30 protein-coding genes and 1 pseudogene are annotated in these 21,772 nt (G+C 64.5%); 7 read left to right on the forward strand and 24 right to left on the reverse strand.

The window, feature by feature from the left end; genetic code table 11:
- Positions 1–139: 139 nt before the first annotated feature.
- From QE394_RS05600 to QE394_RS05710, 23 genes are all read right to left on the reverse strand, one after another.
- Positions 140–721: a hypothetical protein gene (locus tag QE394_RS05600; protein ID WP_349033995.1), complete on the reverse strand. Its 582-nt coding sequence runs from the start codon at positions 719–721 to the stop codon at positions 140–142.
- Between the two features lie 8 nt (positions 722–729).
- Positions 730–963: a DUF3263 domain-containing protein gene (locus tag QE394_RS05605; protein WP_349033996.1), complete on the reverse strand. Its 234-nt coding sequence runs from the start codon at positions 961–963 to the stop codon at positions 730–732.
- Positions 964–1,625: 662 nt separating this feature from the next.
- A complete protein-coding gene (locus QE394_RS05610; protein ID WP_349033997.1) occupies positions 1,626–1,886 on the reverse strand; it encodes a hypothetical protein in 261 nt (86 codons plus the stop codon).
- Positions 1,883–2,077 carry a hypothetical protein gene (locus QE394_RS05615; protein WP_349033998.1) on the reverse strand — a complete coding sequence of 65 codons (195 nt, stop codon included), beginning with the start codon at positions 2,075–2,077 and terminating at the stop codon, positions 1,883–1,885. The genes QE394_RS05610 and QE394_RS05615 overlap by 4 nt, the downstream gene beginning before the upstream one ends.
- Complete coding sequence (locus tag QE394_RS05620; RefSeq protein ID WP_349033999.1) at positions 2,074–2,601, reverse strand: hypothetical protein; 528 nt, start codon at positions 2,599–2,601, stop codon at positions 2,074–2,076. Before QE394_RS05620 ends, QE394_RS05615 begins: the two co-directional genes overlap by 4 nt.
- Positions 2,598–2,894, reverse strand: a complete 297-nt coding sequence (locus tag QE394_RS05625) for a hypothetical protein (RefSeq protein ID WP_349034000.1) — start codon at positions 2,892–2,894, stop codon at positions 2,598–2,600. Before QE394_RS05625 ends, QE394_RS05620 begins: the two co-directional genes overlap by 4 nt.
- A 136-nt stretch (positions 2,895–3,030) precedes the next feature.
- On the reverse strand, positions 3,031–3,591 hold the full coding sequence (locus QE394_RS05630; protein ID WP_349034001.1) for a hypothetical protein: 561 nt from the start codon (positions 3,589–3,591) through the stop codon (positions 3,031–3,033).
- 112 nt (positions 3,592–3,703) lie between these two features.
- The gene (locus tag QE394_RS05635; RefSeq protein ID WP_349034002.1) at positions 3,704–3,889 is read right to left on the reverse strand and encodes a hypothetical protein; all 186 of its coding nucleotides are present in this window, start codon (positions 3,887–3,889) and stop codon (positions 3,704–3,706) included.
- A gap of 608 nt (positions 3,890–4,497) precedes the next feature.
- Positions 4,498–5,103: a VRR-NUC domain-containing protein gene (locus QE394_RS05640; RefSeq protein ID WP_349034003.1), complete on the reverse strand. Its 606-nt coding sequence runs from the start codon at positions 5,101–5,103 to the stop codon at positions 4,498–4,500.
- A 79-nt stretch (positions 5,104–5,182) separates the two neighbouring features.
- A complete protein-coding gene (locus QE394_RS05645) occupies positions 5,183–5,341 on the reverse strand; it encodes a hypothetical protein (RefSeq protein WP_349034004.1) in 159 nt (52 codons plus the stop codon).
- A gap of 50 nt (positions 5,342–5,391) precedes the next feature.
- Positions 5,392–5,808, reverse strand: a complete 417-nt coding sequence (locus QE394_RS05650) for a hypothetical protein (RefSeq protein ID WP_349034005.1) — start codon at positions 5,806–5,808, stop codon at positions 5,392–5,394.
- Positions 5,809–6,013: 205 nt separating this feature from the next.
- Entirely contained in the window at positions 6,014–6,349 is a 336-nt protein-coding gene (locus QE394_RS05655; protein ID WP_349034006.1) for a hypothetical protein, read from the reverse strand.
- A 1,662-nt stretch (positions 6,350–8,011) separates the two neighbouring features.
- The gene (locus QE394_RS05660; RefSeq protein WP_349034007.1) at positions 8,012–8,347 is read right to left on the reverse strand and encodes a glutaredoxin family protein; all 336 of its coding nucleotides are present in this window, start codon (positions 8,345–8,347) and stop codon (positions 8,012–8,014) included.
- A gap of 26 nt (positions 8,348–8,373) precedes the next feature.
- Entirely contained in the window at positions 8,374–8,877 is a 504-nt protein-coding gene (locus QE394_RS05665) for a single-stranded DNA-binding protein (protein WP_349034008.1), read from the reverse strand.
- Positions 8,878–8,879: 2 nt separating this feature from the next.
- Positions 8,880–9,254 carry a hypothetical protein gene (locus QE394_RS05670; protein ID WP_349034009.1) on the reverse strand — a complete coding sequence of 125 codons (375 nt, stop codon included), beginning with the start codon at positions 9,252–9,254 and terminating at the stop codon, positions 8,880–8,882.
- Positions 9,251–9,613 carry a hypothetical protein gene (locus QE394_RS05675; RefSeq protein ID WP_349034010.1) on the reverse strand — a complete coding sequence of 121 codons (363 nt, stop codon included), beginning with the start codon at positions 9,611–9,613 and terminating at the stop codon, positions 9,251–9,253. Before QE394_RS05675 ends, QE394_RS05670 begins: the two co-directional genes overlap by 4 nt.
- A complete protein-coding gene (locus QE394_RS05680; protein ID WP_349034011.1) occupies positions 9,610–10,176 on the reverse strand; it encodes a hypothetical protein in 567 nt (188 codons plus the stop codon). Before QE394_RS05680 ends, QE394_RS05675 begins: the two co-directional genes overlap by 4 nt.
- 9 nt (positions 10,177–10,185) lie before the next feature.
- Positions 10,186–11,184: a hypothetical protein gene (locus QE394_RS05685; RefSeq protein WP_349034012.1), complete on the reverse strand. Its 999-nt coding sequence runs from the start codon at positions 11,182–11,184 to the stop codon at positions 10,186–10,188.
- Between the two features lie 97 nt (positions 11,185–11,281).
- Positions 11,282–11,428, reverse strand: a complete 147-nt coding sequence (locus QE394_RS05690) for a hypothetical protein (protein ID WP_349034013.1) — start codon at positions 11,426–11,428, stop codon at positions 11,282–11,284.
- The gene (locus QE394_RS05695; protein ID WP_349034014.1) at positions 11,425–11,778 is read right to left on the reverse strand and encodes a hypothetical protein; all 354 of its coding nucleotides are present in this window, start codon (positions 11,776–11,778) and stop codon (positions 11,425–11,427) included. Before QE394_RS05695 ends, QE394_RS05690 begins: the two co-directional genes overlap by 4 nt.
- 78 nt (positions 11,779–11,856) lie before the next feature.
- Positions 11,857–12,099: a helix-turn-helix domain-containing protein gene (locus QE394_RS05700; RefSeq protein ID WP_349034015.1), complete on the reverse strand. Its 243-nt coding sequence runs from the start codon at positions 12,097–12,099 to the stop codon at positions 11,857–11,859.
- Positions 12,096–12,353, reverse strand: a complete 258-nt coding sequence (locus QE394_RS05705; RefSeq protein ID WP_349034016.1) for a hypothetical protein — start codon at positions 12,351–12,353, stop codon at positions 12,096–12,098. Before QE394_RS05705 ends, QE394_RS05700 begins: the two co-directional genes overlap by 4 nt.
- Before the next feature lie 16 nt (positions 12,354–12,369).
- The gene (locus QE394_RS05710) at positions 12,370–12,669 is read right to left on the reverse strand and encodes a helix-turn-helix transcriptional regulator (protein WP_349034017.1); all 300 of its coding nucleotides are present in this window, start codon (positions 12,667–12,669) and stop codon (positions 12,370–12,372) included.
- 286 nt (positions 12,670–12,955) lie between these two features.
- Here QE394_RS05710 and QE394_RS05715 point away from each other — a divergent pair, with 286 nt between their 5' ends.
- From QE394_RS05715 to QE394_RS05725, 3 genes are all read left to right on the forward strand, one after another.
- Positions 12,956–13,489, forward strand: coding sequence for a hypothetical protein (locus tag QE394_RS05715; protein ID WP_349034018.1), 534 nt, complete (start codon positions 12,956–12,958; stop codon positions 13,487–13,489).
- A 39-nt stretch (positions 13,490–13,528) separates the two neighbouring features.
- The gene (locus QE394_RS05720; protein ID WP_349034019.1) at positions 13,529–13,927 is read left to right on the forward strand and encodes an ImmA/IrrE family metallo-endopeptidase; all 399 of its coding nucleotides are present in this window, start codon (positions 13,529–13,531) and stop codon (positions 13,925–13,927) included.
- A gap of 272 nt (positions 13,928–14,199) precedes the next feature.
- On the forward strand, positions 14,200–15,681 hold the full coding sequence (locus tag QE394_RS05725) for an MFS transporter (RefSeq protein WP_349034020.1): 1,482 nt from the start codon (positions 14,200–14,202) through the stop codon (positions 15,679–15,681).
- On the opposite strand, the pseudogene QE394_RS05730 reads toward QE394_RS05725, so the two are convergent.
- Positions 15,605–17,843, reverse strand: a pseudogene (locus QE394_RS05730) (RecQ family ATP-dependent DNA helicase). The gene QE394_RS05725 and the pseudogene QE394_RS05730 sit on opposite strands and share 77 nt — an antisense overlap.
- A gap of 141 nt (positions 17,844–17,984) precedes the next feature.
- Between QE394_RS05730 and QE394_RS05735 the strand changes: the two are divergent.
- The 4 genes from QE394_RS05735 (at position 17,985) to QE394_RS05750 (ending at position 21,710) form a co-directional block, all read left to right on the forward strand.
- Complete coding sequence (locus tag QE394_RS05735; RefSeq protein WP_349034021.1) at positions 17,985–19,403, forward strand: phosphomannomutase/phosphoglucomutase; 1,419 nt, start codon at positions 17,985–17,987, stop codon at positions 19,401–19,403.
- 3 nt (positions 19,404–19,406) lie between these two features.
- Positions 19,407–19,895, forward strand: a complete 489-nt coding sequence (locus QE394_RS05740; protein WP_056076599.1) for a hypothetical protein — start codon at positions 19,407–19,409, stop codon at positions 19,893–19,895.
- Positions 19,896–19,910: 15 nt separating this feature from the next.
- The gene (locus QE394_RS05745; protein ID WP_056076601.1) at positions 19,911–20,396 is read left to right on the forward strand and encodes an Rrf2 family transcriptional regulator; all 486 of its coding nucleotides are present in this window, start codon (positions 19,911–19,913) and stop codon (positions 20,394–20,396) included.
- A gap of 153 nt (positions 20,397–20,549) precedes the next feature.
- Positions 20,550–21,710: a globin domain-containing protein gene (locus QE394_RS05750; protein WP_349034022.1), complete on the forward strand. Its 1,161-nt coding sequence runs from the start codon at positions 20,550–20,552 to the stop codon at positions 21,708–21,710.
- Positions 21,711–21,772: the final 62 nt, after the last annotated feature.

The following is a 21,772-nucleotide window of genomic DNA, read 5'->3' on the forward strand; positions in this document are numbered from 1 at the left end:
CTGTGCAGCAGACACCCGCCACCACGTCATGCCTACCCGCAAAACCGGGTAGAAACCAAAACGTCTGAGGAGACAGTACTCCGCAGACAGGACTACTCTACCTGCTTTTACGCACTACTGGTACTCGACACGCGCACTGTTAGGCGGCAACGAGGGCACGAGCAAGCCACTGGACATCCTGGCCGTGCCACTCCGCACCACACGCCGCGCACGAGGCGTCCCAGAAGGACGGGTGGAGCATGACCTCCTGCTCATCCCAGCAGTTCACCGTGAGGGCGGGTTCCCGGTCCTTTCCGTGGTACTTCACACCGCAGGCCGGGCAGGGCCGGTGGAGCCGCCGGCGCGGCTTGGTCGGGTGGAGGAGGCCTTGGATCTCGTCTATCCAGGCTGAGGCTTCGCCGTAGAGGTAGGTGTCCCAGTCTTCGGGGAGCTCAACGAAGGGTGGGCTGATGAGGTCCCACAGGAGGTTCTCGAGGGTCCCGACGTACACGAATCCGCGGAGGAGCCGCCACTCATTCCGAGCCTTCGTCTCGATCTTGCAGAACAGGTCCACCGCACTGAGGTTCACGGGGACGGGCTTCCCGCCGTCTCCCCCGGACTTCCCCCCATCACTGCCGGGTGTGGTCGCGTTCCGGAGCCGGGTGAGGAGTGGGGGCTGGTGTTCGCCGTTGCTGATGTGGGGTTGGGTGAGCTGGTGGACGTGGACGGCGAAGCTGGGCAATGGTCCCCCTAGATGAGTCTTGTAGCGAGTCGTGTTCGTGGTTGGCGGCGCTGGGTGAGACGACGGGCCAGCGCCGGGTGATGTTCGTGGGTGGCGGGTTGGTCGAGGAGCCGGTTCACTTCCTGCCAGTAGCGGGTGGGTGTGAGGCCGAACCGGTTCTGGGCTTCCTGTTCGAGGCTGCCAGCGTATTTGAAGGACTGGCCGGCAAGGTCAAGCATGGACTTTTCGGTGTCGGTGAGCATCCGGTGATGCTATGCGGCGGGTGTGACAGTTGTGGCTGATTGTTCAAGATCAGCCGTTTCCGGTTCGGCTTCCCGTGCCCGGATCTCCCGCTCGATATGCTCCTGCAAGCTACACATCAGAGCCTCCTCACATTCCAGATAAGTTCGTCATTGGTCACTGCGATCAGGCCGCACTTGCTGCACTTCCACTTGATGAACTGCTCCGGTCGTCTGTCCTTCCGCCCCATGGCAAGGTGTCGAGTGCACAAGAGAATGGGCCGGCCGACATGACAGTCGTGGGCCAGGGCGGACCATTCGGCCGCGTTCGGACAGGTGGGCTCCTCCTTGCGTCCCTCAGACATATCCCAGACCCGCCCAACATCGCAGGGTGTCTCTATTGCTGCGAGGGTGGATAGTCCAGCGTCCGGGACGGTTTCCACTGTCATGCTGCGTCCTGTTCTTGGTTCCCGTGTGTGGGGCACCGTGGGTCAGTGGGTTTGGGGTGCATCGGTGAGTACCGCCAGGCAGGGCAAGAGCATCCGGGGTACCTGTTGGTGGGGCGGTTCCAGAAGGACGGGGAGCCGGTCCCTACTTGGTACTCACGGGGTTCTTTGGTGCAGTCACACACTGGGGCTCCTTCGCCGTTGTGCTGGTTCGGTAGTCGGGGTCACGCACAGACCGGCTCACGAGGCAGCCTGCTTATCAGCGCGGGCACGGAGCCAGTCGCGGGCCGCATAGTCCGGCCGTCCGTCGATTTCGACTACGTTGTCCGCCGCGTCCCGGAGTGCCTGGGCTTTGGCTTCTTGTACCGGCCCGAACCCCGCAGCAGACAACGCAGCAGCCTGATGGCCTGGGTGCGACCGCCCAAGCTCCGACCAGCCACACAGGCACGCGCTGGAGCTTTGCCGCTGATGCTCAATCAGCACTTCGGCAATGGTCTTCACTGGGACTCCTTGGGGTCGGTGTCGTCTTCGTGGAACTGGTAGTCCAGGTCCCCGCCGAACTCGTGGCGGCGGGAGTTGGCGACGAACCCGGACCATAGGTTGTCCATGGCGCGGTGCTGGATCATGTGCCCGAACTTCTCGCCTATCTTGCGGTCTAGTTCTTCTGCTGCGGGGTTGCTTTTCTCGCTCATTGCCCGTCTTTCGTTAGCGCGGCCTCAACAGCGGCCACAGTCGGGCAAGGCCAGAGTGATTCGCGGTAGCCCCATTCCTCGCCAATCTCGGAAAGCTGGTCGGATTCGACGCGCCCGCATTCCTTGCAGACCTCGAAATATTGAGGTCCTTCTTCGATAGCGATCCGCCCCAGGTCTTCTTCTCCAGCGGCCCGTAGCGCCTCTTCTCGCGTGTTGAACGAGTATCCGGCTTCCGCGTAGGGCTCCCACTTCTTGACTGGCGTGTGCAATGCCAGCACGGCTTCGAGTGCCGCGGTGAGGCGTTCGATGTTCCCCGGCGCCGCAGCAATAAACGAGGCATCGGTGGGCTTCCTAAGCGCGGGAGTCACGAGCGTCACGAACTCATCTGGAACAAGCCCGCCCCATTCGCCATCCACGCTGACCACACGCGTACCGAGTAAGCCGGACTTCATCGTTTCCCATGGTCCGGGTGTTGCGGCGGCGAGCTGCTGCCGGATGCCGTCCAGAACCGTCCGGGCCGTCACTGAGCAACCCTTGGGGAGTCAAGAACTGTCGCTGGGAGTCTGATCTCGGATGTCAAGGTAGGGCCGGCGCTTTGCCACCCCGCGAGCTGCCAGCGTTCAAAGACGCGCTTCAATGAATCGCGAACGACCGACCCAACCGGCAGCGCGTCGAGTTCTTCCGCGATCTTTACCTGCCGCTGCGGATAGTAGTTCTCTCCCTTGTAAGCGATCACAGAGGCGCTTTCGTCCGTGAAGCACTCCGGGCCGATGATGGTGAAGTCGCCGCTTTTATGCGGGTAAGTCTGGGCTGTCATGGCTTGTCCTTCGGTTCGGTTTCCCATTCGCGGGTGTTGCTGTGGCTGGTTAGGGGCGGGAGGGGTGCGTGGTAGTCGAACCGGGTGCATGACGATAGGTGGTTGCCGTTGAGGCCGGTGCAGAACTTACAAACCCTCACGACACGGCCGGTTCGTGGATCACGGTGGCGGTAACGCCTTCCTTCAGAAGGTCCGCAGACTGGTAGCACTGGCTCGATCCAACGCATCCCCACACGAGGCGCCCCCTTCCGGATCGAACTCGCAGGTAGACAGTTCGTCCCCCAACTGACCAGCCGAGCGCTACAGAACCTTCGGGCAGCGCGTCGAGTGCTTCGGCGGTGGTGATGACGCGGGGCTTAGCGTAGCCGGCTCGTTCGAGCGGCTTGGTCAGGTCATCAAGGTACTCGACTCCACAGTGACGCTCGTGGCTGCTTCCGTATGGGGTGCAGGTGCAATCTCCCACGTCGAGCAACAGCATGCCGTCTTGGATAAGCAACTTGTCGTTCTCAATAACGGGCGGCTTCCGGTAACCAGAAGAGTGCAGGCGATGCGCCACCAGCCGCGCTTGGTCCCATTCCCCGAAGCCCTCGAATCGTGCCTGCGAGTATTCGCGCTCGATGATTCGGGACATGTCACGCCGTGCCGGATCGTCGCGGACCTCATCTACGATCCGATTCAGTTCGTCGCGTTCTGTCATCGGTTTTCCTTTGTTGGTGTGGTGTGGGGTGTGGCGGCCTGCACGGTCAACACCCGGTAACGGGCCGTATCCGCCACAGCCCGCGAAAGAATCGCCTGGTAATCCGCCGCGGTCACTTGGGGATCCAGATCTTGTAGAGGCCACATCCGCCGCAACGAAGTTGGTAGTGCGTGCGTCCCATCCGGGCAGCCCAGGCGAACCATTGGTTGTAACCCTCGGGGCCTTCCATGTGGTCGTCACACGGGCTTTCCGGGTGGGAAGGCTGCACTGCCGTGCGCTGGCTGTAGTGGTAGCTCATTTGCCACCTGCCCCGGGTTTGGGGTGGTGTACGAGGATCCCGCCCGTCCACTCAACACGCTCGCCCGGGCCCGGGGTCGGGCGGAGGATAGTTCGGTTCGGGGCGGTCACGCTGCCACCATCCGCTTCCCAGCAACCCGAAGAGGCGCACCATGCGCAGGCACGCCACGCTCGCGCCGACGCGCCATATACCAATCCAAGGAACGCACCGCAGCGTCTACCTGCTCCGGCGGGACCCACGCGCAACCGTTCGCGCAGCGCTGGCAGAGGTCACCGATCCGCTTGAGCGTGCCCGGCGCTTGGATCGATGACAGGGACTGCGGCCGGGTGGGGTGGTCGCAGTTCTTGCAGGGCCTGACGAGCTCTGCCTGGGACTTGTTCTGGGCGTTGAAGCAGCGCTGGCATTTGTTGCCGGAGTGCCGTACGACAGTGCCGGGGTATTCGGCGAGGGTTTTGCGTGAGGATCGGAGTTGCCGGCCGCATGAACCCTCACATTGCGTAGTGCCGGGGTTGTATGTCCTGGTCATTGTGTGTTTCCCCCTTGGGATTCGGCCATCCCTGGCCTGTTGTCTGCTGCTCTACAAGGTTACCGCACTCTCAGTGCCTAGTTCAAGCACTGTCAGCGGTTATTCCCGGCAAATCTTTTCGCCCCTTGAGTTCCGCCAGGACCCGGCCTGAGGTCAGGTCCGCAGGCCGCCACACCCCGGCGTCCATGCCGGCGGCCGTGAGCCCGTCAATCCACGTCCGCTGATCCGGCGACACCCTGCCCTTGTCGGTCTTCAACTCCCGGAACAACACCCGCACCCGACGAGTGCTGACGAGGACGAGGTCCGGGAACCCAGGCGCCGAACGTCGCGAATCGTGAGTGTGATACGCCAGCTCGTAACCATGCAACCGGGCAACCTCGACAACGATGGCTTGGAACTCCCGCTCCGACATCCCAGGCCGCAAATGAAACCCATATACGCGTTCTTCCCCAGATCCGGTAACGCGCTCAGTGCCCGTTTCCCGCACTTTCAGTGCCTCCTGTGGGCATGGAGACGTCCGGTGGTGTTTGCGGCGCTCCTGCCGTGTTCTCTGGTCTTGTGGCGCATGACTTCTCGGTAGAGCTGGAGGTCGTTTGCGGTTTGTTCTACCCAGTCCCAGGCTTCGTTCATTTGGAGGTATGCGGCGGTCTTGTCGTTTCCGCCACTGGCGCGGTATCTGTCTACCCATGCTGCGTGGATGTCGAGGGCTTCTTGGTGGCGGGCTTTGAGAGTGGACTCGTTGTGGATGCCTGCGGTCATCATGATGGTCAGTTGCCTTCTTCGAGGATGCGTTCGAGGACGTTCTTTGCCTGAGGTGTCATGTCCTCCGGGTACAAAAGCTTGATGGCCGCTTCGATGCGGGCGACGCTCACCATCGGTTCCCGGCGTGTGCTGGGCTTGCCGAGGGTATTGGGCCTCGGGTCCATGCAGGTCGGCTTGTGCAGGCCAGCAAGGGCTCCGCAGGTCTCGCATACGGTCATGGTGTGTTTTCGCTTTCTGGGTTGTGGTGTTTGCCGAGGCGGTTCTCTGGGCGGAGGCCGGCCTTTATGTCGCCCCAACAGGCCGTGCACGTGTGGGCGTCGAATGTGGGGTGGTCCTGGCATGGTGTGCGGTCCCGTGGTGCTTGCCAGTCGTCCGGGGCCGTGGCCGCCCAATGCTTCCCGTCCTGCGGGTAGAAGTTCGGGGTCCGCTTCGCCCAACCACCCTTCGGATCCGTCTGGGTCGCGTAATGGGCGAGGGCCCGGACGCAATGCCCGAAGTCCCTACCCGGGAACCCCTCCCCCTCGTTCGCTTCCCTGAGGACCGTGCCGGGCTTGTTCGGGATCCAGTCCGGGCGGGTGTTCGTCATGATGGCGGTCAGCCGTTGCCCTTCCTGGTCGGTGAGCTTGTACATGGCTTTCTCCTTGATCAAAATGTGAATCGTCGTGCGTCCCGGCGGCCCTATCACCTAAGTGACGATCGACGCTTTCTTTACCCCAAGGTCTTTGAAAGATGACCACTGACTGAGGTGAGTTAAAGACTTGGTCTTGGTCTTGGTCTTGGGCACTTGTTCCGCCGCCGTTCGGTTAGCGTTCGGAACGGTGACCGAACGGCGTTCCTTATCCGTTCTTGCCGTGTTCTTCCTGCCACTTTCGTTTGCGGTCCGCGGCTTTCTTTTTGTCGATCAGGACCTGTTCCTTCGTGCGCTGGTACTCCCCCCATGCGCGGAACTGCCAGCCGCCCTCGGTGACGTCCCAGAACCCTGCCTTCACCAGCTTCCCGGCGAGGGTCTTACCCCGGGGCCAGGAGTCCACGAACCATTCCGGCACAGCCCCGTCCGTGAGGTAGTCCGTGCAGTACGTCCCCGCGAGGGTCCAGAGCCCTATCGCTTCGAGTCCCGCAGCCCTCGACTTCGGGTGCGAATGCATCTTGTCATCCGCGTTGAACCAGGCCATTTACTCGTCCCATCCTGTCTGTCTCGTCCAATGCCATCCGCCGTGATCGCATTCATAGAACCGGCACACCTCCAGCAGCGCCCCGGGTCCCGCTATCTCCCTGCGTAGCCGTCTGGCTTCGTCCCTGGTTGGGGAGTAAGCCTTCCCGCATTGGCAGGTAAAGAAGTGCGGTTTTCGATGCTGCACCCGATACGCCTGCTTCGTGCTCATGCTGCGTGCCTTACCGTCTGATAAGCGGCAAGCATGTCACGCAAAGCAGCGATGGCTTGCTGTGGGACTACCCCGTTGCCGCAGGCCTTGAGCTGCTCATTACGGCTGATACCGATGGCCGGGTCAGTGACCCAACCCTCCGGTAGGCCCATCATCCACTCTGCAAATCTCGCGGACAGCCGGTAGCTGCCCTTGGCGGTCAGCTCGGTAGGGGAAGGGGCGGTTCCTCGCACGGCTTCCCATCTAAGAATAGCTGGGGCGTAGGGTCCCCATTCGATGGGAGTTGTCCGCCGGTCTCCAACAGACCGTTTTCCACGATAATCGCCAGATCGGTTACGACTACTCGCCCTGGCTTCTTTCGCAAATGGTCCTTGGGCGTGTTCCCGGAGGGTTGCGCTACCGGCGTTGGCAGCAGCAAGCCGCGCCCAGCTTCCTCGCGTACCTGATCCGATAACCGCATAGTGGCGCCTGGACGCTCCGGGTCCCGAGGTCCGCCCACCGTTTCCGCCGCGCATGGCGTCCGCAGTAGCATCATGTCCGCGATCTGATGAGTTAGGAATGGTTGCCGCCCTTGAGCGATCCGTCGCACCGCGCTGGTTCCCATACTGGCCTTCTCGCCCTCGGCCGCCATGGGGGTCCGCAACAGAGCGGAGTCCGGGACGGCGGACAGCCAGGACAAAGACTCGGAATCGGGCGTGGCAGGCTCCCACGTCGGCAGCGCGTAGGCCGCGCCATTGAGCGTCATACCCGAGGTCGGAAAGGTCTCCGAGAACACGTCCAAGTGCTCGCAGAACAGTCCCTCCGTCCCCGGTGTCTCCCATACATCCCGGGCACTGTTCCAGGTCGCTAGCGGCTGTTGCACTGTAGGCTCCTCGTACGTTCTCCCAGACCACGTATCGCGGGCGCTGGATGGCTATTGCTTCTCGCATCTGGACCCACAGGTTGGAGCGGGTCCCTTCGGTCATTCCGGCGCGACGGCCGGCGGCGGAGAGATCCTGGCAGGGAGTCCCGCCGCTGATGATGTCCACGGGCTCGATGGCAGCCCAGTCGATCTTGGTCATGTCGCCGTAGTTGGGGACGTGTGGCCAGTGGTGGGCGAGGATCTTGGACGGGGCGGCGTCGAACTCGCTGACCCAGGCAGTTTCTGCCTCGAAGACCTCCTCTATGGCCAGGGCAAGGCCTCCATACCCGGCGCAAAGCTCTCCGGCTCTCAGTGCTGTCATAATCTTTCCTTCCAAGGGGGTGGGTGGGGCTCCCACGGGTAGTGTGGGAGCCCCCAGGGTGTTGCGCGTGGCCCGGTTCTGCAGGCGCTGCGGCGCGGGTGTTACTTGGTACAGCCGGCGCACTCTTCCGTGCGGTTCAAAGGCTTGTCACACGAGCTACAGAGGATGACGTCCGGCCGCCGGCGGGGGATGTTCATGGCCGGCTTGGGTGGTTTGAGGGCGATAGTCTTCACGAGGCGGCCTCCAGCCCGGCCCCGGGAACGGCCTTCCCGAGAATGTGTTCCTCAATCTCGCCCACGTTGTAGCCGGACCAGTGGTGATCTCCTTCTGGCCTGGAGACGTAAAAGACCGGTGCCTGCGCGTAGCCAAGGGACTTGATGAAGGCCAGCGCGGTCTCGTCTTGGGTGACGTCCACGAGCGTGTAGTCGCGGCCCTCGATGAGGCCTTCCTTCTTGAATTTGCGCTTCGTGGCATCGCACTGGACGCATCCGAAAGGCGTGGTGTAGACGGTGACTGCTACGCCGTCGCGGGCTTCGATGCGGGGTGTGAGGTCGGTGATGGTCAAGATGGTTTCCTTTCAGGGGTGGGTGGTTAGAAGGGGGGCTCTGAGTCGTGGCCGCCGAAGCCGCCGGCGGTTGCGGCCGAGTTGTTGGCCCACTGGTCTTCCTGCTGCTGGTTACCGCCCCAGTTACCGGAGGACGCCTGGTAGTTACCGCCACCGTTCCCGCTCCGCTGAGTCCGGTTGACCTTGGCATTCGCATACCTGAGGGAGGGCCCGATCTCGTCTACCTCGAACTCGATAACGGTCCGCTTCTCGCCCTCCTTGGTCTCGTAGGAGCGGGACTTCAGGCGGCCCTGAGCGATAACGCGCATGCCCTTGGTCAGGGACTCGGCCACGTTCTCCGCCGGTTCCTTCCAGACGGCCGCCCGGAGGAAGAGGGCTTCCCCGTCCTTCCACTCGTTGCTCTGCCGGTCAAAGGTCCGGGGGGTGGATGCGATGGTGAAGTTCGCCACCGCGGCGCCGCTCGGCGTGAATCTCAGCTCCGGATCCTGGACGAGGTTCCCGATGATCGTGATTATGGTTTCGCCAGCCATGTCTAGGCCGCCTTTCGTAGGGGTTGGTGGTGCATGTCGAGGTAGTTGCCGGCGTCGTCCAGGGAGACGAATAGGCCGAGTTTGGGGATGTAGACGGGGAGGGTGTCGATCTCGTGGTCCGTGCGGAGTTTCCAGCCGTTCTTCCGGGCCTGGGCCGCGAGGTCCGGGAGGGTCTCGACTTGGAAGTTCCACTCCGCACAGACGAGGAGGCCGTTCGCTACCCGGTTCCGGGACTTCACTCCCCCGACTCCGCGGCCCTTCCGGTGGTGGTGCACGAGCTCCCCGCCGCATCCGGTGGCGCCGTGGATGACGCATCCGAGGTCACGGGCGGAGATCAGGATCTTCTGGGCCCGGGTGAACCCGGTGTTCTTGCTCACGCCGCGCCCTGCTGCCCGGCCGGCTGAGCCGCCCACTCTGACTTGATGGCCGAGTTCAGCGACCGGCCGATGTCGAGCCGGTCCCGGAGGACCCGGATGGACTCCCGCGCCGCCCGGAGCTTCTGATCCGCGATCTCGGCATCCAGCTTGTAGGCCGCCGCGTCGATGATGGACTGATGCTTCCGAACATCCATCGGACCCTCAGCGGTGAGGAACGCCCGGGACAGGGTGATCTCGTACCGTGAGCGGAGCCGGACGGCTTCCTCGTCCAGGCGGCTGATCTCGCCTTGCTTGGCGTCCAACTCCCGGCCCAGGCGGGCCAGGAGGAGGACGACATCGTTAGCGGTTGGTGTGGTCACGCTGCTGCCCGGTGCTCCGCAGCTTCGATCTGCGGGAGCGCGGAACCGGCGGCCAAGTCGTTGAGGAGGCCGCGGCGGTACGCGGTGGCGATCTTCTCCCGGCCGTCCTTGGCGTACGTGATGGTGAACGAGGACGGAGCCTTGCCAGGGACGCGGCGGACACCGGGGATGGCCTCACCAGTGGTGACGTCGATGAGTTCGCCGTCGTCTCCCTCGATCGCGTTCTTGATCTTTTCCGCCAGCCATGAGGGGCTGATCTTCTTGATGACGCGCTTCTTCGTGGCGGGTATGACCTCTTCCACGATTCCGTCCTGCGCTTCGGCCCACTCGAACAGGGCGGCTTCGTCCACGGTCTGGTCCGAGGGCTTCCCCTCAGGCAGGGTGATGTTGCCGACGCGGGTACCGTCCGGGAGGACCACGGCGAAGGACTTGGTCCCTTCCTCGTTGTACTTCTCCAAGAGCTGTTCGAGGTGCTGGCCACGGGCGTCCTTCATGAAGTCGGCCAGGGCGTCAGCGAAGGTCTTGATGAGGGCGATGCGGAGGTTCTCGGTCTTGATGCTCACTGCTGTCTCCTAAGCGGTTCGGGCGGCCAGCGCTTTGCCGGCGGCCGTGATGTTGTCGATGGCTTCTTGCGGGGCCTGCATGCCCTTGGCCTTTGAGAGGAGGTCCAGGAGCATCTCGCGGTTGTTCTTGGCCCGGTCGATCTCGGCGTCCCAGTCGGGCTGCTGGTGGCGGTACTGGTTGAGGGAGGTAACGGCGGCGTCCTGCGTCTGGACTGGTGCCGGCCGCTGCTCCTGCGCCGAGGCGGTAGCGTCCACGTCGGCGTGCTGCCGGGGTGCCGTTGCCCCGTCCTCACCGAGGCCGAGGGTGGTCCACAACTCGTGCACCGTGAAGTTCTTGTATGCCTTCCGCTCGTCCAGGCGGACGTCCATCTTCAAAGACCGGGCGCCGGTGATGAACGTTTCCCCGCGGGCGGGCATCTCCACGACGATCCCGACGTCGTAGGGCAGGGACTTCTGGGACTTGATCTTGGAGGTCTTCTCCTTGGTCGGCTTCCGGGCGTCGTCCAGGACGGTAACGACGTCGAGGCGTGCCGTTACGAGTGACGGGCCGTCGTGCCGGCGGAGGACGTTGACCACTGACTGCCACCGGTCCGTGGCCCGGTTCCACAGGTCCATGCTGATGGGTGAGTCCTGGTCCGGGTTGTTGTTCTTCCGGCGGCGGTTCGCCAGGACCTGCGCCTCGTCGGAGAGGAGCTCCCAGAGGCGGGTGGCCGAGTCGAGAATGATCAGGTTCGGCTTCCCATCCACCCGGGGTGCCGCGGCTGCAGCTTCGAGGGCGGCGAGGATGGAACGGTAGGTGCCGTCATGCTGGGCGATCTTGAACCGGGCACCGGGGATGGCGCCGTATTCGTCCGGGTCGTCCTCCCCCACACCGATCCAGTAGGACTCTCCGATGAGGTCTGAGGATGAGGCGAGGGCGCAGGAGTAGGACTTGCCGGCCTTCTCGGCTCCGGCGATGAGGGTGATGGGCCACGGGGGTTTCCCGGTCGGCTCTCGGAATGTGGTCATCGGGTTTTCCTTTGGTCTATGTCGTCGCACTGGCAGTTGGTGCAGGAGTGTTGGCCGCAGTTGGTGCAGACGGCCTGGCCGCGGCAGTAGCAGTCGGTCATGGCTGGTCGCAGATGCCGTCAGGGCATGCGCCGGGCCGGTGGGCGATGTGCGCGTCGGCGCGGTCCGCCCGGATCGCCCACGGAATCGCCACGCCGAACCCGACGAAGAGGACGAGGCACATGAGGAATGAGGCGGTGATCATGCTGCCAACTCCATGGTGGGGATGAAGACTTCCCGGCCGCTGAAGGGGAAGGACGTTATGACGTCCCGGACGGCGGTGAGGAGGTCGCCCTCGAACCGCTCGATCAGGTCTTCGCGGTCATTAGCGTCCAGGTCCATGTGGGTGCCGTTCTCCACCTTGCGGAGATCATCGAGGGCCTGCAGCGCGGCGGCCACGTAGTTCGGTTCGGGCTTGATGCCAAGGAGCGCGCTGACGTCGTAGGCCAGGGCTTCTTCGTCCTGCCATTCGTTCGGGTACCGCTCGGAGTAGTTGACGATGGTTGCCCGGGCGGCGGTCTCGGCCTGCCGCTTCGTGAAGTGGTACGTGTACATCGGGTATCCTTCCGGTAGATGAGCTTCTTGCTTGTTGATGGGTCCCGCGATTGCTTTGGTCGGCAGCGGGGCCCTTTTCTATTGGGCGAAGACGGGGAGGTTGCGGAGCTGCTTGTTCCGCTTCCGTTTGTCTTCCTTGCTGATGTTGGTGGGGGTTTTCTGGCCCTGGGCTCGGATGGCTTCGATGTCTTCGGGTCCGAAGCGGATCTGCCGGCCGTCGCGCCATGCCTGCCATTTGCCCTCGTTGACCCGGTTCCGGACGGTCTGTTCACAGACGCGGAACATCTTGGCGACCTCGGGGACGGTGTAGAACTCGGTCACACTGCCTCCCACTGCCGCAAGGTACCGCCGTGGCGGGAGCGCTGCTTCGAGGTCGAGACCCCTACCTGGGCGATGAGGCCACGGGACCGGGCGATCTTGAAAGCAGCCCCTACATGGTTGGGGTGCGGTGCCGGGCGGTGGTTCTGGCGGAGGTCGTCGGCAGTGACAGTGCCCTTCCTGCGGGCGAGGTCAGCGATCGTGTCCACAGCCTCCTCGGTCCATGTGGTGTCCTCCAGTGCCATTGCCTGTGTCATGTCGGCGTGTCCTCTCTTAGGCGATTTGTAGACGCTGTTGGCGGGTGGTTTGCCGTTTGGCAGACGGTGCAACGGGCTCGAAAAGGACCTCCACGGGGACGTTGAGGACCTCCGCGATGCGGGTTGCTGTTTCGGGTTCGAGGCAGCGGCGCCGGCCGCTGGTGAGGTGGTTGATGAAGCTGGGGTGGACGCCTACACGGTCTGCCAGCCCCCGCTGGGTCATCTTGTGTGGGATGGGTGCTCCTGCCTTGTGGGCTTCGATGTCCTTCTGCGTGATGAGGAAGGCCCGGAGGGCTTCCTTTGAGACCAATCGCATGTAGGTTCCTTTCGGCCAACGGGCCTTAGTTCGCCAGGGTGACATGAGATCTCCTTCTGTTTCGGTAGGCGGTTCGCCTGTTATCTGCTGCCCTTTGAGTATTGCCTACCGGTAGGCGGTAAGTCAAGCACTGTCAGTACACAATTTCCTTGCGCTCATTAATTCCTAGAGCAACGGGGGGATTTTCTAGTAGGCACGTACCTACAATTGGGTGTACCGCCTACCGGTAGGCATAGTGCCCACTGGCGGCGTTGCGGCCCACCCAGCCCACAGGAAAGCTCAGAGCATGACCACCACCAAAGGCCCCAACTTCCAGCAGCTCGTCCTGGCCCACAAACGGGACGACTCCTACGAGACAATCTCCAAACGCGCCGGCGGCGTCCCCAAAGCACGCGCCCTGCAGTCCATCGTCAACGACGGATTCACCCGCATGCCCACCCCCGAAACCTTCGCCGGACTCTCCAAAGCCTTCAGCATCAGCCCCCGCGAACTCGTCCTCGCAGCGGCCCGCACCATGGGCATCGACGTAGGGGACGACCGCGAGTCGGACCTCGTCCTCTGGGGCGCCGGCCGCCTCCCCCAAGAGTCCCAGGACGTCCTCCGCAACACCGCCGGAGAACTCCTCAACTGGATGGACGGCAGCCGACGCAAGCCGGAGGAGTCCCGCACGGACAACGTTGTGCAATTGCGCACAGTCAAGGACAAGGACGAGACGCCCGACTTCGGGAAGATGGCGGCCATGACCGAGGTGGAGTCTGAGGGAAAACGGGAAGCGGCCCGCTCTGCACGCCGCGGGGAAGAATCCCAAGAGCGCGAGTAACGAACCAGCTGTGTCGGTCCGATCGTCTATGGTGCTGGCATGGACTTGGGGGATCGGCTTGCGGAGCAGATGGGCGTGCGTATCGTCACGCACCGGCTGCCCGGGTTCCTCGTTGCCGCCACGGACGGCCGGACGATCTACCTTGATGACCGGCTCACCCACCGGGAGCGGCGCTGCGCGATCTACCACGAACTGGTCCACATCGAACTGGGGCACCGGGAGTGCCAGCCGCCGGCCATCGAGAAGAAGGTTCGGGCCGCTGCCGCTGCGCGTCTCGTGTCCTGGGAGGCGGTATGGGAACACGCACCCTGGGCGCACTCCCTGGAGGAGTTGGCCGAGGACGTCATGGTGACGAAGTCAGTCCTCTCCGACTGGATCACAGCACTCCCCATCGAGGCCCGGGAGCACCTGCAGCGGCGCTTCGAATGCGCCGCGTAACGCTGTGCACATTGTTCACAAAAACCTTAAGTTCGTTTCAACTCAGCTAACCTTGTTGGGTTGCGACCGCTAGAAATCAAGGGTTCCATACACTTACAGACGGTAATCTAGGGCCTGTAAGGCGGTAGTTGGGGGGTTCAAATCCCCCCGTCTCCGCGTTCGGCCCCGGTCCCTGGACCGGGGCCTTTTGCGTACCCGGGGAGGGTTGCTGGCGCCGTCCGGGGATCGGACGCACTCTGCTGGCACAGGCTGCCTGGTGGCAGGATAAGCGGATGGCAGTAAGAGATCGGGCCCGCGCGCAGGGGGATGCCGCGCAGGTATGGAGCCCACGGTTGGCCCTCCTGGTGGCAGCAACCTTCTTCATGGAGTTCCTCGACGGGACCATCCTCACCACTGCCATCCCTAACATCTCAGCCGACTTCAGTGTTCCAGCGGCAGACGTGAATATCACCATGACGGCGTACCTGCTCACCGTCGCCGTCGGCATTCCCATCAGCGGGTGGCTGGCCGAACGCTTCGGGGCGCGAAGGATCTTCTGCCTCGCCGTTGCCATCTTCACCGTTGCTTCACTGGCCTGTGCCCTCAGCCAGGACCTCCCCGCCCTGACGCTGAGCCGTATCGCCCAGGGAGCCGGGGGCGCCATGATGGTTCCCGTGGGAACACTGGTAGTGCTGCGAGGCACGCCGAAATCGGAGCTTTTGCGGGCCACGGCGTTCCTCGTCTGGCCCGGCCTGCTGGCGCCGGTCCTCGCACCCCTGGTGGGCGGTGCACTCACCACCTACCTGTCCTGGCACTGGATCTTCCTGATCAACCTCCCACTGGGTCTGGCTGCCTTCCTTGCGGCCCTGCGCCTTGTCCCGTCCTCCGCTGGAGACAAGGGGCGGCGGCTGGACTGGCCCGGGCTGTTCCTCACCACGCTGGGCGTCGGTGCCCTGGTGGTTGGCCTCGAGCTGGCCAGCTCCCACCCTGACGGCCCCTGGGCGGGCATCAGCGCGGCGGCAGGTGCAGCCTCCCTGCTCGCGGCCGTGTTCTGGATGCGCCGGGCCAGCAACCCCCTGTTCAACCTGGATGTGTTCCGGACCCGCACCTTCCGTGCGATGGCCACCGGCGGATTCGTTTATCGGCTGACCATCAGCTCGGTTCCCTTCCTGCTGCCCCTGATGTTCCAGGCCGGCTTCGGCTGGACCCCCATCCACGCGGGCACCATGGTGGCCGCTGTTTTCATTGGCAATATCGGCATCAAACCGGCCACCACTCCCCTGATCCGCCGGTTCGGATTCAAGGCCATGCTGGTGTTCGCATCCCTCGCCTCAGCAGCCACTTTTGCACTGTGCGCCCTGCTGACCCCGGAGACTCCACAGGTGCTGACGTTTGCCCTGCTGGTTTGCAGCGGGGCGTTCCGCTCCATCGGCTTCTCGTCCTACGCGTCGGTGCAGTACGCCGATATCGTCCCCGCGCAGTTGACGTCGGCCAACACCGTTTCGGCGACCCTGGTGCAGCTCGCTACGGGTTCCGGGATCGCAGTGGCTGCCCTGCTGCTCCGCATCTTCGACGGGCTTGGCTCGTTTCCCCAGGACGACGCCGGTCCGTACCGCGGAGCTTTCCTGGCCATGGCAGTCCTGATGCTGGCCAGCACCGTGGACAGTGTCCTGCTCCCGCAGCACGCGGGAGCAGCGGTCAGCCGGCCTGCGCCAGAACCAGCGGAAGCACAGCCCCAGCCCCGGCCTGCCGAAGGGCACGCCCCGCGACAGTAAGGGTCCACCGGCTGTCCGCCAGGTCATCGATCAGCATCACACTCTGACCCTGGATGGAATTCAACGCAGCTTCGAGCTCGGGGCCAACGACCACCCGGTCCCAGACCCCGGCCAACCGGTATGCGCTGTTGCCGCCCCTGCTTCCTGTGGGGCCACCGTGGGCCAACTGCAGGGCGCCGAGGTAAGGGATGCGGCCGATGTCGGAAATCCCCCGGGCCAGGGAATCCACCAGCTGCGGTTTGCTGCGCGACGGGATGCTCACAATCGCTGCCGGCCGGCCACCACCACTCCAGCCCGCCGTCCTGGAGTCACCTGTTCCCCACTCCCGCAGGACCTGGACGCAGGCCTGCAGCATGGCAGGGTCCACCGGACGGTCTTCCGCGCCGGCGGCGAAGATCGTGCGCAGGGCACCGCCCCAGCCGAGGTCGGTCAGCCTGGCCAGGACGCGGCCCTCTGACAGCGCCTCCGGAGGCTTGATTTTTCCCTTAACCGGAACGCCCAGCCGGTCCATCCCGCTGGGCCACTGCAGCCGCGCTTCAAGGACGCCGCCGGCCCTGCTGAGCGTCTGCCCGGCCGCGTTCGTGGCATCGGCTGCGACGTCGGCGGGGAACCACTGCCCGGCGCAGTTGTCGCAACGGCCACAGGCGTGGGCAGTCTCATCATCAAGGACCGACGTGATGTACTCCATCCGGCACCCTGCAGTGTCCTGGTAGATGATCATGGAGTCCTGCTCATCTACGCGGGCCTCGGCAATGCGCTGGTACCGCTCCGCGTCATAGACCCACGGCCGCCCGGTGGAGCGCCAGCCGCCGCCTACCCGCTCCACGGCCCCATCCACCGAAAGGACCTTGAGCAGCAACTCCAGCGGGGTCCGGCGCAGGTCCACCCGTGCTTCCAGCGCCACGGTGGACACGGCACTTCCCGCCTCGGCAAGGGCCGTCAGGACTGCGGCAGCTTTCTCCTCCGACGGCATGGACGCGGTGGCGAAGTACTGCCAGATGTCCCGGTCCTCGGAGCCCGGCAACAGCAGGACATCGGCGTTGGCGGCTCCACGGCCTGCACGGCCCACCTGCTGGTAGTAGGCAACCGGCGACGACGGCGCCCCGAGGTGGACCCACGAACCCAAGGTCCGGCTTGTCGAAGCCCATGCCCAGTGCGGACGTGGCAACCAGGGCCTTGACCTGGTTGTCCTTGAGCAGCTGCTCGGCGCGTTCCCGGTCTGCGGGGTCGGTGCGGCCGGTGTAGGACAGCACTTCGTGGCCCGCCTCCGCCAGCAAGCGGGCGGTGTCCTCGGCGGCGGAAACGGTCAGGGTGTAGATGATGCCGCTGCCGGGCAGGTCCGAGAGATGGGTCAGCAGCCACCCGAGGCGCTGGCGGGCGTCAGGGAGCGTCAGGACGCCGAGCCGCAGCGAATCGCGGCCCAGGGCACCGCGGATGGTCAGGACGCCGGCGCCGAGTTGCTCTTCAATGTCATGGACCACGCGGGAGTTGGCGGTGGCCGTGGTGGCCAGCACCGGCACCGAACCCGGCAACTGCTCAATGAGGTCTGCGATCCGGCGGTAATCGGGACGGAAGTCGTGGCCCCAGTCCGAGATGCAGTGTGCCTCGTCGATGACCAGCAGTCCGGTGCGCCGGATCAGTTCCGGCAGCTGGTTTTCCCGGAAGGAGGGGTTGGTCAAACGTTCCGGTGAGACCAGGAGAACGTCAACCTGGTCCGCCGCAAGCTGTTCGCGGACGGTGTCCCACTCCAGCTGGTTCGCCGAGTTAATGGCCACGGCCCGGACACCGGCCCTGGCGGCAGCCGCCACCTGGTCACGCATCAGGGCCAGCAACGGCGACACGATCAGGGTGGGTCCGGCGCCCCGGCGGCGCAGCAGGAGCGAGGCCACGAAATAGACAGCCGACTTGCCCCACCCGGTGCGCTGGACCACCAAAGTCCGCCGGCCGCCGTCGACGAGCGCCTCAATGGCCTCGTACTGGCCGTCGTGGAAATCCGCCCCGGCGTTTCCCACCAGCTCGCGCAGCACCGCCAGCGCCTGGCTGTGGGTGGCGGTACCGGATCCGCCCGGAGGGGATGGCTGCGCCGAGGAAGCGTCAGCCCCAAAATCAGCGTCTGAATCAATATCGGTGTGGGAAAGGGTGGCGTTCCGGTTATCAACCATTGATTCAGTATCCCAGCCGCCCCTGACAACTGGCCTCCGCCCAACTGTTATGTGGAAAGGCCCACAGATCCTTTGCGTCACAATCACCAACCCCGTCTCCCCCTCCACAGGCACCGCACGGGTCCACGTAAGATAAAGCCCGTGACTAGCGAACAGACAACGACTTTTGACCTTTCGGCATCCTTCAAGGCCTACGACGTCCGCGGCATTGTGGGCGAATCGATCACCGCCGAAATCGTCGAAGCCGTGGGGGCCGCATTCGTGGACGTCCTGCAGCTCGAAGGCCAGACCATCCTGGTGGGCGGCGACATGCGCCCCTCCTCGCCCGAGTTCAGCAAGGCCTTCGCCGCCGGTGCTGCCACCCGAGGCGCCAACGTGGAACTGCTGGACCTGATCTCCACCGATGAGCTCTACTTCGCCTGCGGCCTCCTCAACCGGGCAGGGGCCACCTTCACCGCGAGCCACAACCCCGCCGGCTACAACGGCATCAAGATGTCCAAGGCTGGCGCAGTCCCCATTTCCTCCGAAACCGGCCTGAAGGACATCCAGTCCCTTGCCGAGCACTACCTCAGCACGGGGACCATCCCGGCTGCCGGCCAGCGCGGCCAGATTGGCGTGCGTGACGTCCTGAAGGAGTACTCCGAGTACCTCCGCAAGCTGGTGGACCTCTCGGGTTCCCGCCGCCTGAAGGTTGTCGTGGATGCCGGAAACGGCATGGCCGGGCTGACCACGCCCGCAGTTCTGGGTGACGCCCTGCTGCCCAAGCTGCCGTTCGACATCATTCCGCTGTACTTCGAACTGGACGGTTCCTTCCCGAACCACCCCGCCAACCCGCTGGAGCCGGAAAACCTCCGGGACCTGCAGGCCGCCGTCGTCGAGCACGGTGCTGACATTGGGCTGGCCTTCGACGGCGACGCCGACCGCTGCTTCGTGGTGGACGAAAAGGGCGAGCCCGTCTCGCCGTCGGCCGTTACCGGCATGGTGGCCCGGCGCGAAATTGCCCGTGCGAAGGCCCAGGGCGAAGCCACCCCCACGATCATCCACAACCTCCTCACGTCCCGCGCGGTGGCCGAGCTGGTGGAGCACGACGGCGGCCGGGCCGTCCGCACGCGCGTGGGCCACTCCTTCATCAAGGCAGTCATGGCCGAGGAAGGCGCGGTGTTCGGCGGCGAGCACTCGGCGCACTTCTACTTCCGCGACTTCTGGAACGCGGACACCGGCATGCTGGCTGCCATGCACGTCCTGGCCGCGCTGGGTGAACAGGACGGCCCGCTGTCCGAGCTCGGCCGCGAGTACGAGCCCTATGTCAGCTCCGGGGAGATCAACTCCGAGGTGGACGACAAGCCGGCCGCCGTCGAGCGCGTGCGCGCAGACTTCGCCGCCGAGGACATCACCATCGACACCCTGGACGGCAGCACCTTCACGGCCAACGACGGCAGCTACTGGTTTAACCTGCGCCCGTCCAACACCGAACCTTTCCTGCGGCTCAACGCCGAAGCGACAGACCAGGCCACGATGGAACGGGTCCGGGACCGGGTCCTGGCCCTTGTGCGGGCCTAGACCATGGCTGACCATACCGGGCGCGCTGCGGCGGGGCAGGAAAGCTGGCGGGATTCTGTCCCCGAAGCCACGGCGACCGACCTTGAAAATCTCCTCGGAACCGGCGTCAGCGCCGCCCAGGAGCAGCTTCAGCGCGCCGGCGGCTTCCTCCCGTTCGCCCTCACGGTGCAGAACGACGGCGAGGTACGGCTGGTCGCGGTTTCACCGGCGGATGCCGGGGACGGAAGCGAAGCCGAGTTCGATGCCGACGCCATGATCAGTGATTTGAACGCGTTGTTGCGGCAGAACCGGGACGATTTCCGCGCCGCTGCCCTGGTGTGCGACATCCTGCTGGTGGAGGAGGACTCCGATGCCATCCACGTGGCCGCAGAGCACCGGGACGGTTCGGTCTTCGCCGCCGTGCTTCCCTACGCGGCCAACGCCGCCACCCAGGCCTGGGAGTTCGGCCAACTGGAGGCCGACACCAACGAGCCCGCCATCTGGGTGGACTAGACCAGGCGCCGCGCCATGAAAATCAACGCGTTTGCCGATGTCAGCCTGCGGGCACTGATGGTGCTGGCGGCCGTTCCGGGCGGCCAGCTCCTGACCACGCAGAACATTGCGGACGCCGTGGGGACCCCATACAACCATGTCAGCAAAGCCATGGCCAGGCTCCGCACCATGGGCCTGATTGACGTGGAGCGGGGCCGCACCGGGGGTTCCCGGCTGAGCAGCGCCGGCAGGACGGCCACCGTGGGACAGATCCTCCGGGAACTCGATACGCGCACGGACCCGGCCGACTGCATGGCCGCCACGGGCAATTGCCCGCTGATCAATGAGTGCAAGCTGCGCGCAGCCCTTGCCCGGGCACGCGAGGCGTTCTACCGTGAGCTTGATCCGGTAGTCATTGCCGATCTTCCGGGATCCCGCCAAATGGCTCCCGTATTCGAGATGATTGGCCTCCGCCCAGGACTGTTGGAACCGCTCCGTCCGAGCGTGCAGCCGAGGCAGTAACCGGCGCGAAACCGCCCATAGCCGGGAGCTTTCTCCCAGTTTGATTTCAAACTTCTACAAGGTGTAGAACTGAGGCAGAAATACTTGTATTTCATATGCAAGCATTTCGCCAAGGCCGGACAAAGGCCCCGGTCCCAACCTCAGGAGTCCGCAATGCTCTCGGATAAATCCCGCCCCGTCATCGAAGCCACACTGCCGCTGGTGGGGTCACGGATCGGCGACATTACCCCCAAGTTCTACGCCCGCCTGTTCGCCGCACACCCGGAACTCCTCGACGGCCTCTTCAGCCGATCAAACCAGCGCAACGGCAGCCAGCAGCAGGCCCTGGCCGGAAGCATCGCCGCCTTCGCCACCCACCTGGTCAACAACCCGGGCACCCTGCCGGAAACCGTGCTGTCCCGCATCGCCCATCGCCACGCCTCCCTTGGCATCACCGAACCGCAGTACAAGGTGGTCTACGAGCACCTGTTCGCCGCGATCGCCGAGGACCTTGCCGAAGTGATCACCCCGGAGATCGCAGAAGCCTGGACCGAGGTCTACTGGCTCATGGCTGACGCGCTCATCAAGCTGGAAAAGGGCCTGTACGCGGCCCAGGCCAACGGCAGGATGTGGGCGCCGTGGCGCGTGTCCGCCAAGACGCCGGCCGGCGTCGGATCCATGACGTTCACCCTGGAACCTGCCGACGACACCCCCGTCACCGAAGCACTTCCCGGCCAGTACGTCAGCGTCAAGGTCCAGCTTCCGGATGGCCTGCGCCAGGTGCGCCAGTACTCCCTGTCAGGCGAAGCCGGCACCAGCCGCAGCTTCACCACCAAGAAGGACGACGGCGGTGAGGTCTCCCCCGTCCTGCACAACACCGTCCAGGCGGGCGACATCCTGGAAATTTCAAACCCCTACGGCGAAATCACGCTCAGGGAAGGCGACGGCCCGGTGGTCCTGGCCTCCGCCGGCATCGGCTGCACCCCCACGGCCTCCATCCTGCGCTCACTCGCCGACACCGGCACCGACCGGCAGGTCCTGGTGCTGCACGCCGAGAGCACCCTGGACAGCTGGGCACTGCGCGGCCAGATGACGGACGACGTCGAGCGCCTGGACGGAGCCGAGCTGCAGCTGTGGCTGGAGCAGCCGGTGGACGGTGCGAGGGAGGGATTCATGTCCCTGCGCGAGGTGGACCTTCCCGCCGATGCCTCCCTCTACCTGTGCGGTCCGCTGCCGTTCATGAAGAACATCCGCAATGAGGCCATCAACGCCGGCATTCCGGCAACCCGCATCCATTACGAAGTCTTCGGCCCGGACATCTGGCAGGCTTCTTAAAAGCAAAAGTACGACGGCGGCCCCGCACCTTTTCGCGAAAGGTGCGGGGCCGCCGTCGTACT

It is taken from the genome of Pseudarthrobacter sp. SORGH_AS 212, from assembly GCF_030818145.1.
Taxonomy (GTDB): domain Bacteria; phylum Actinomycetota; class Actinomycetes; order Actinomycetales; family Micrococcaceae; genus Arthrobacter.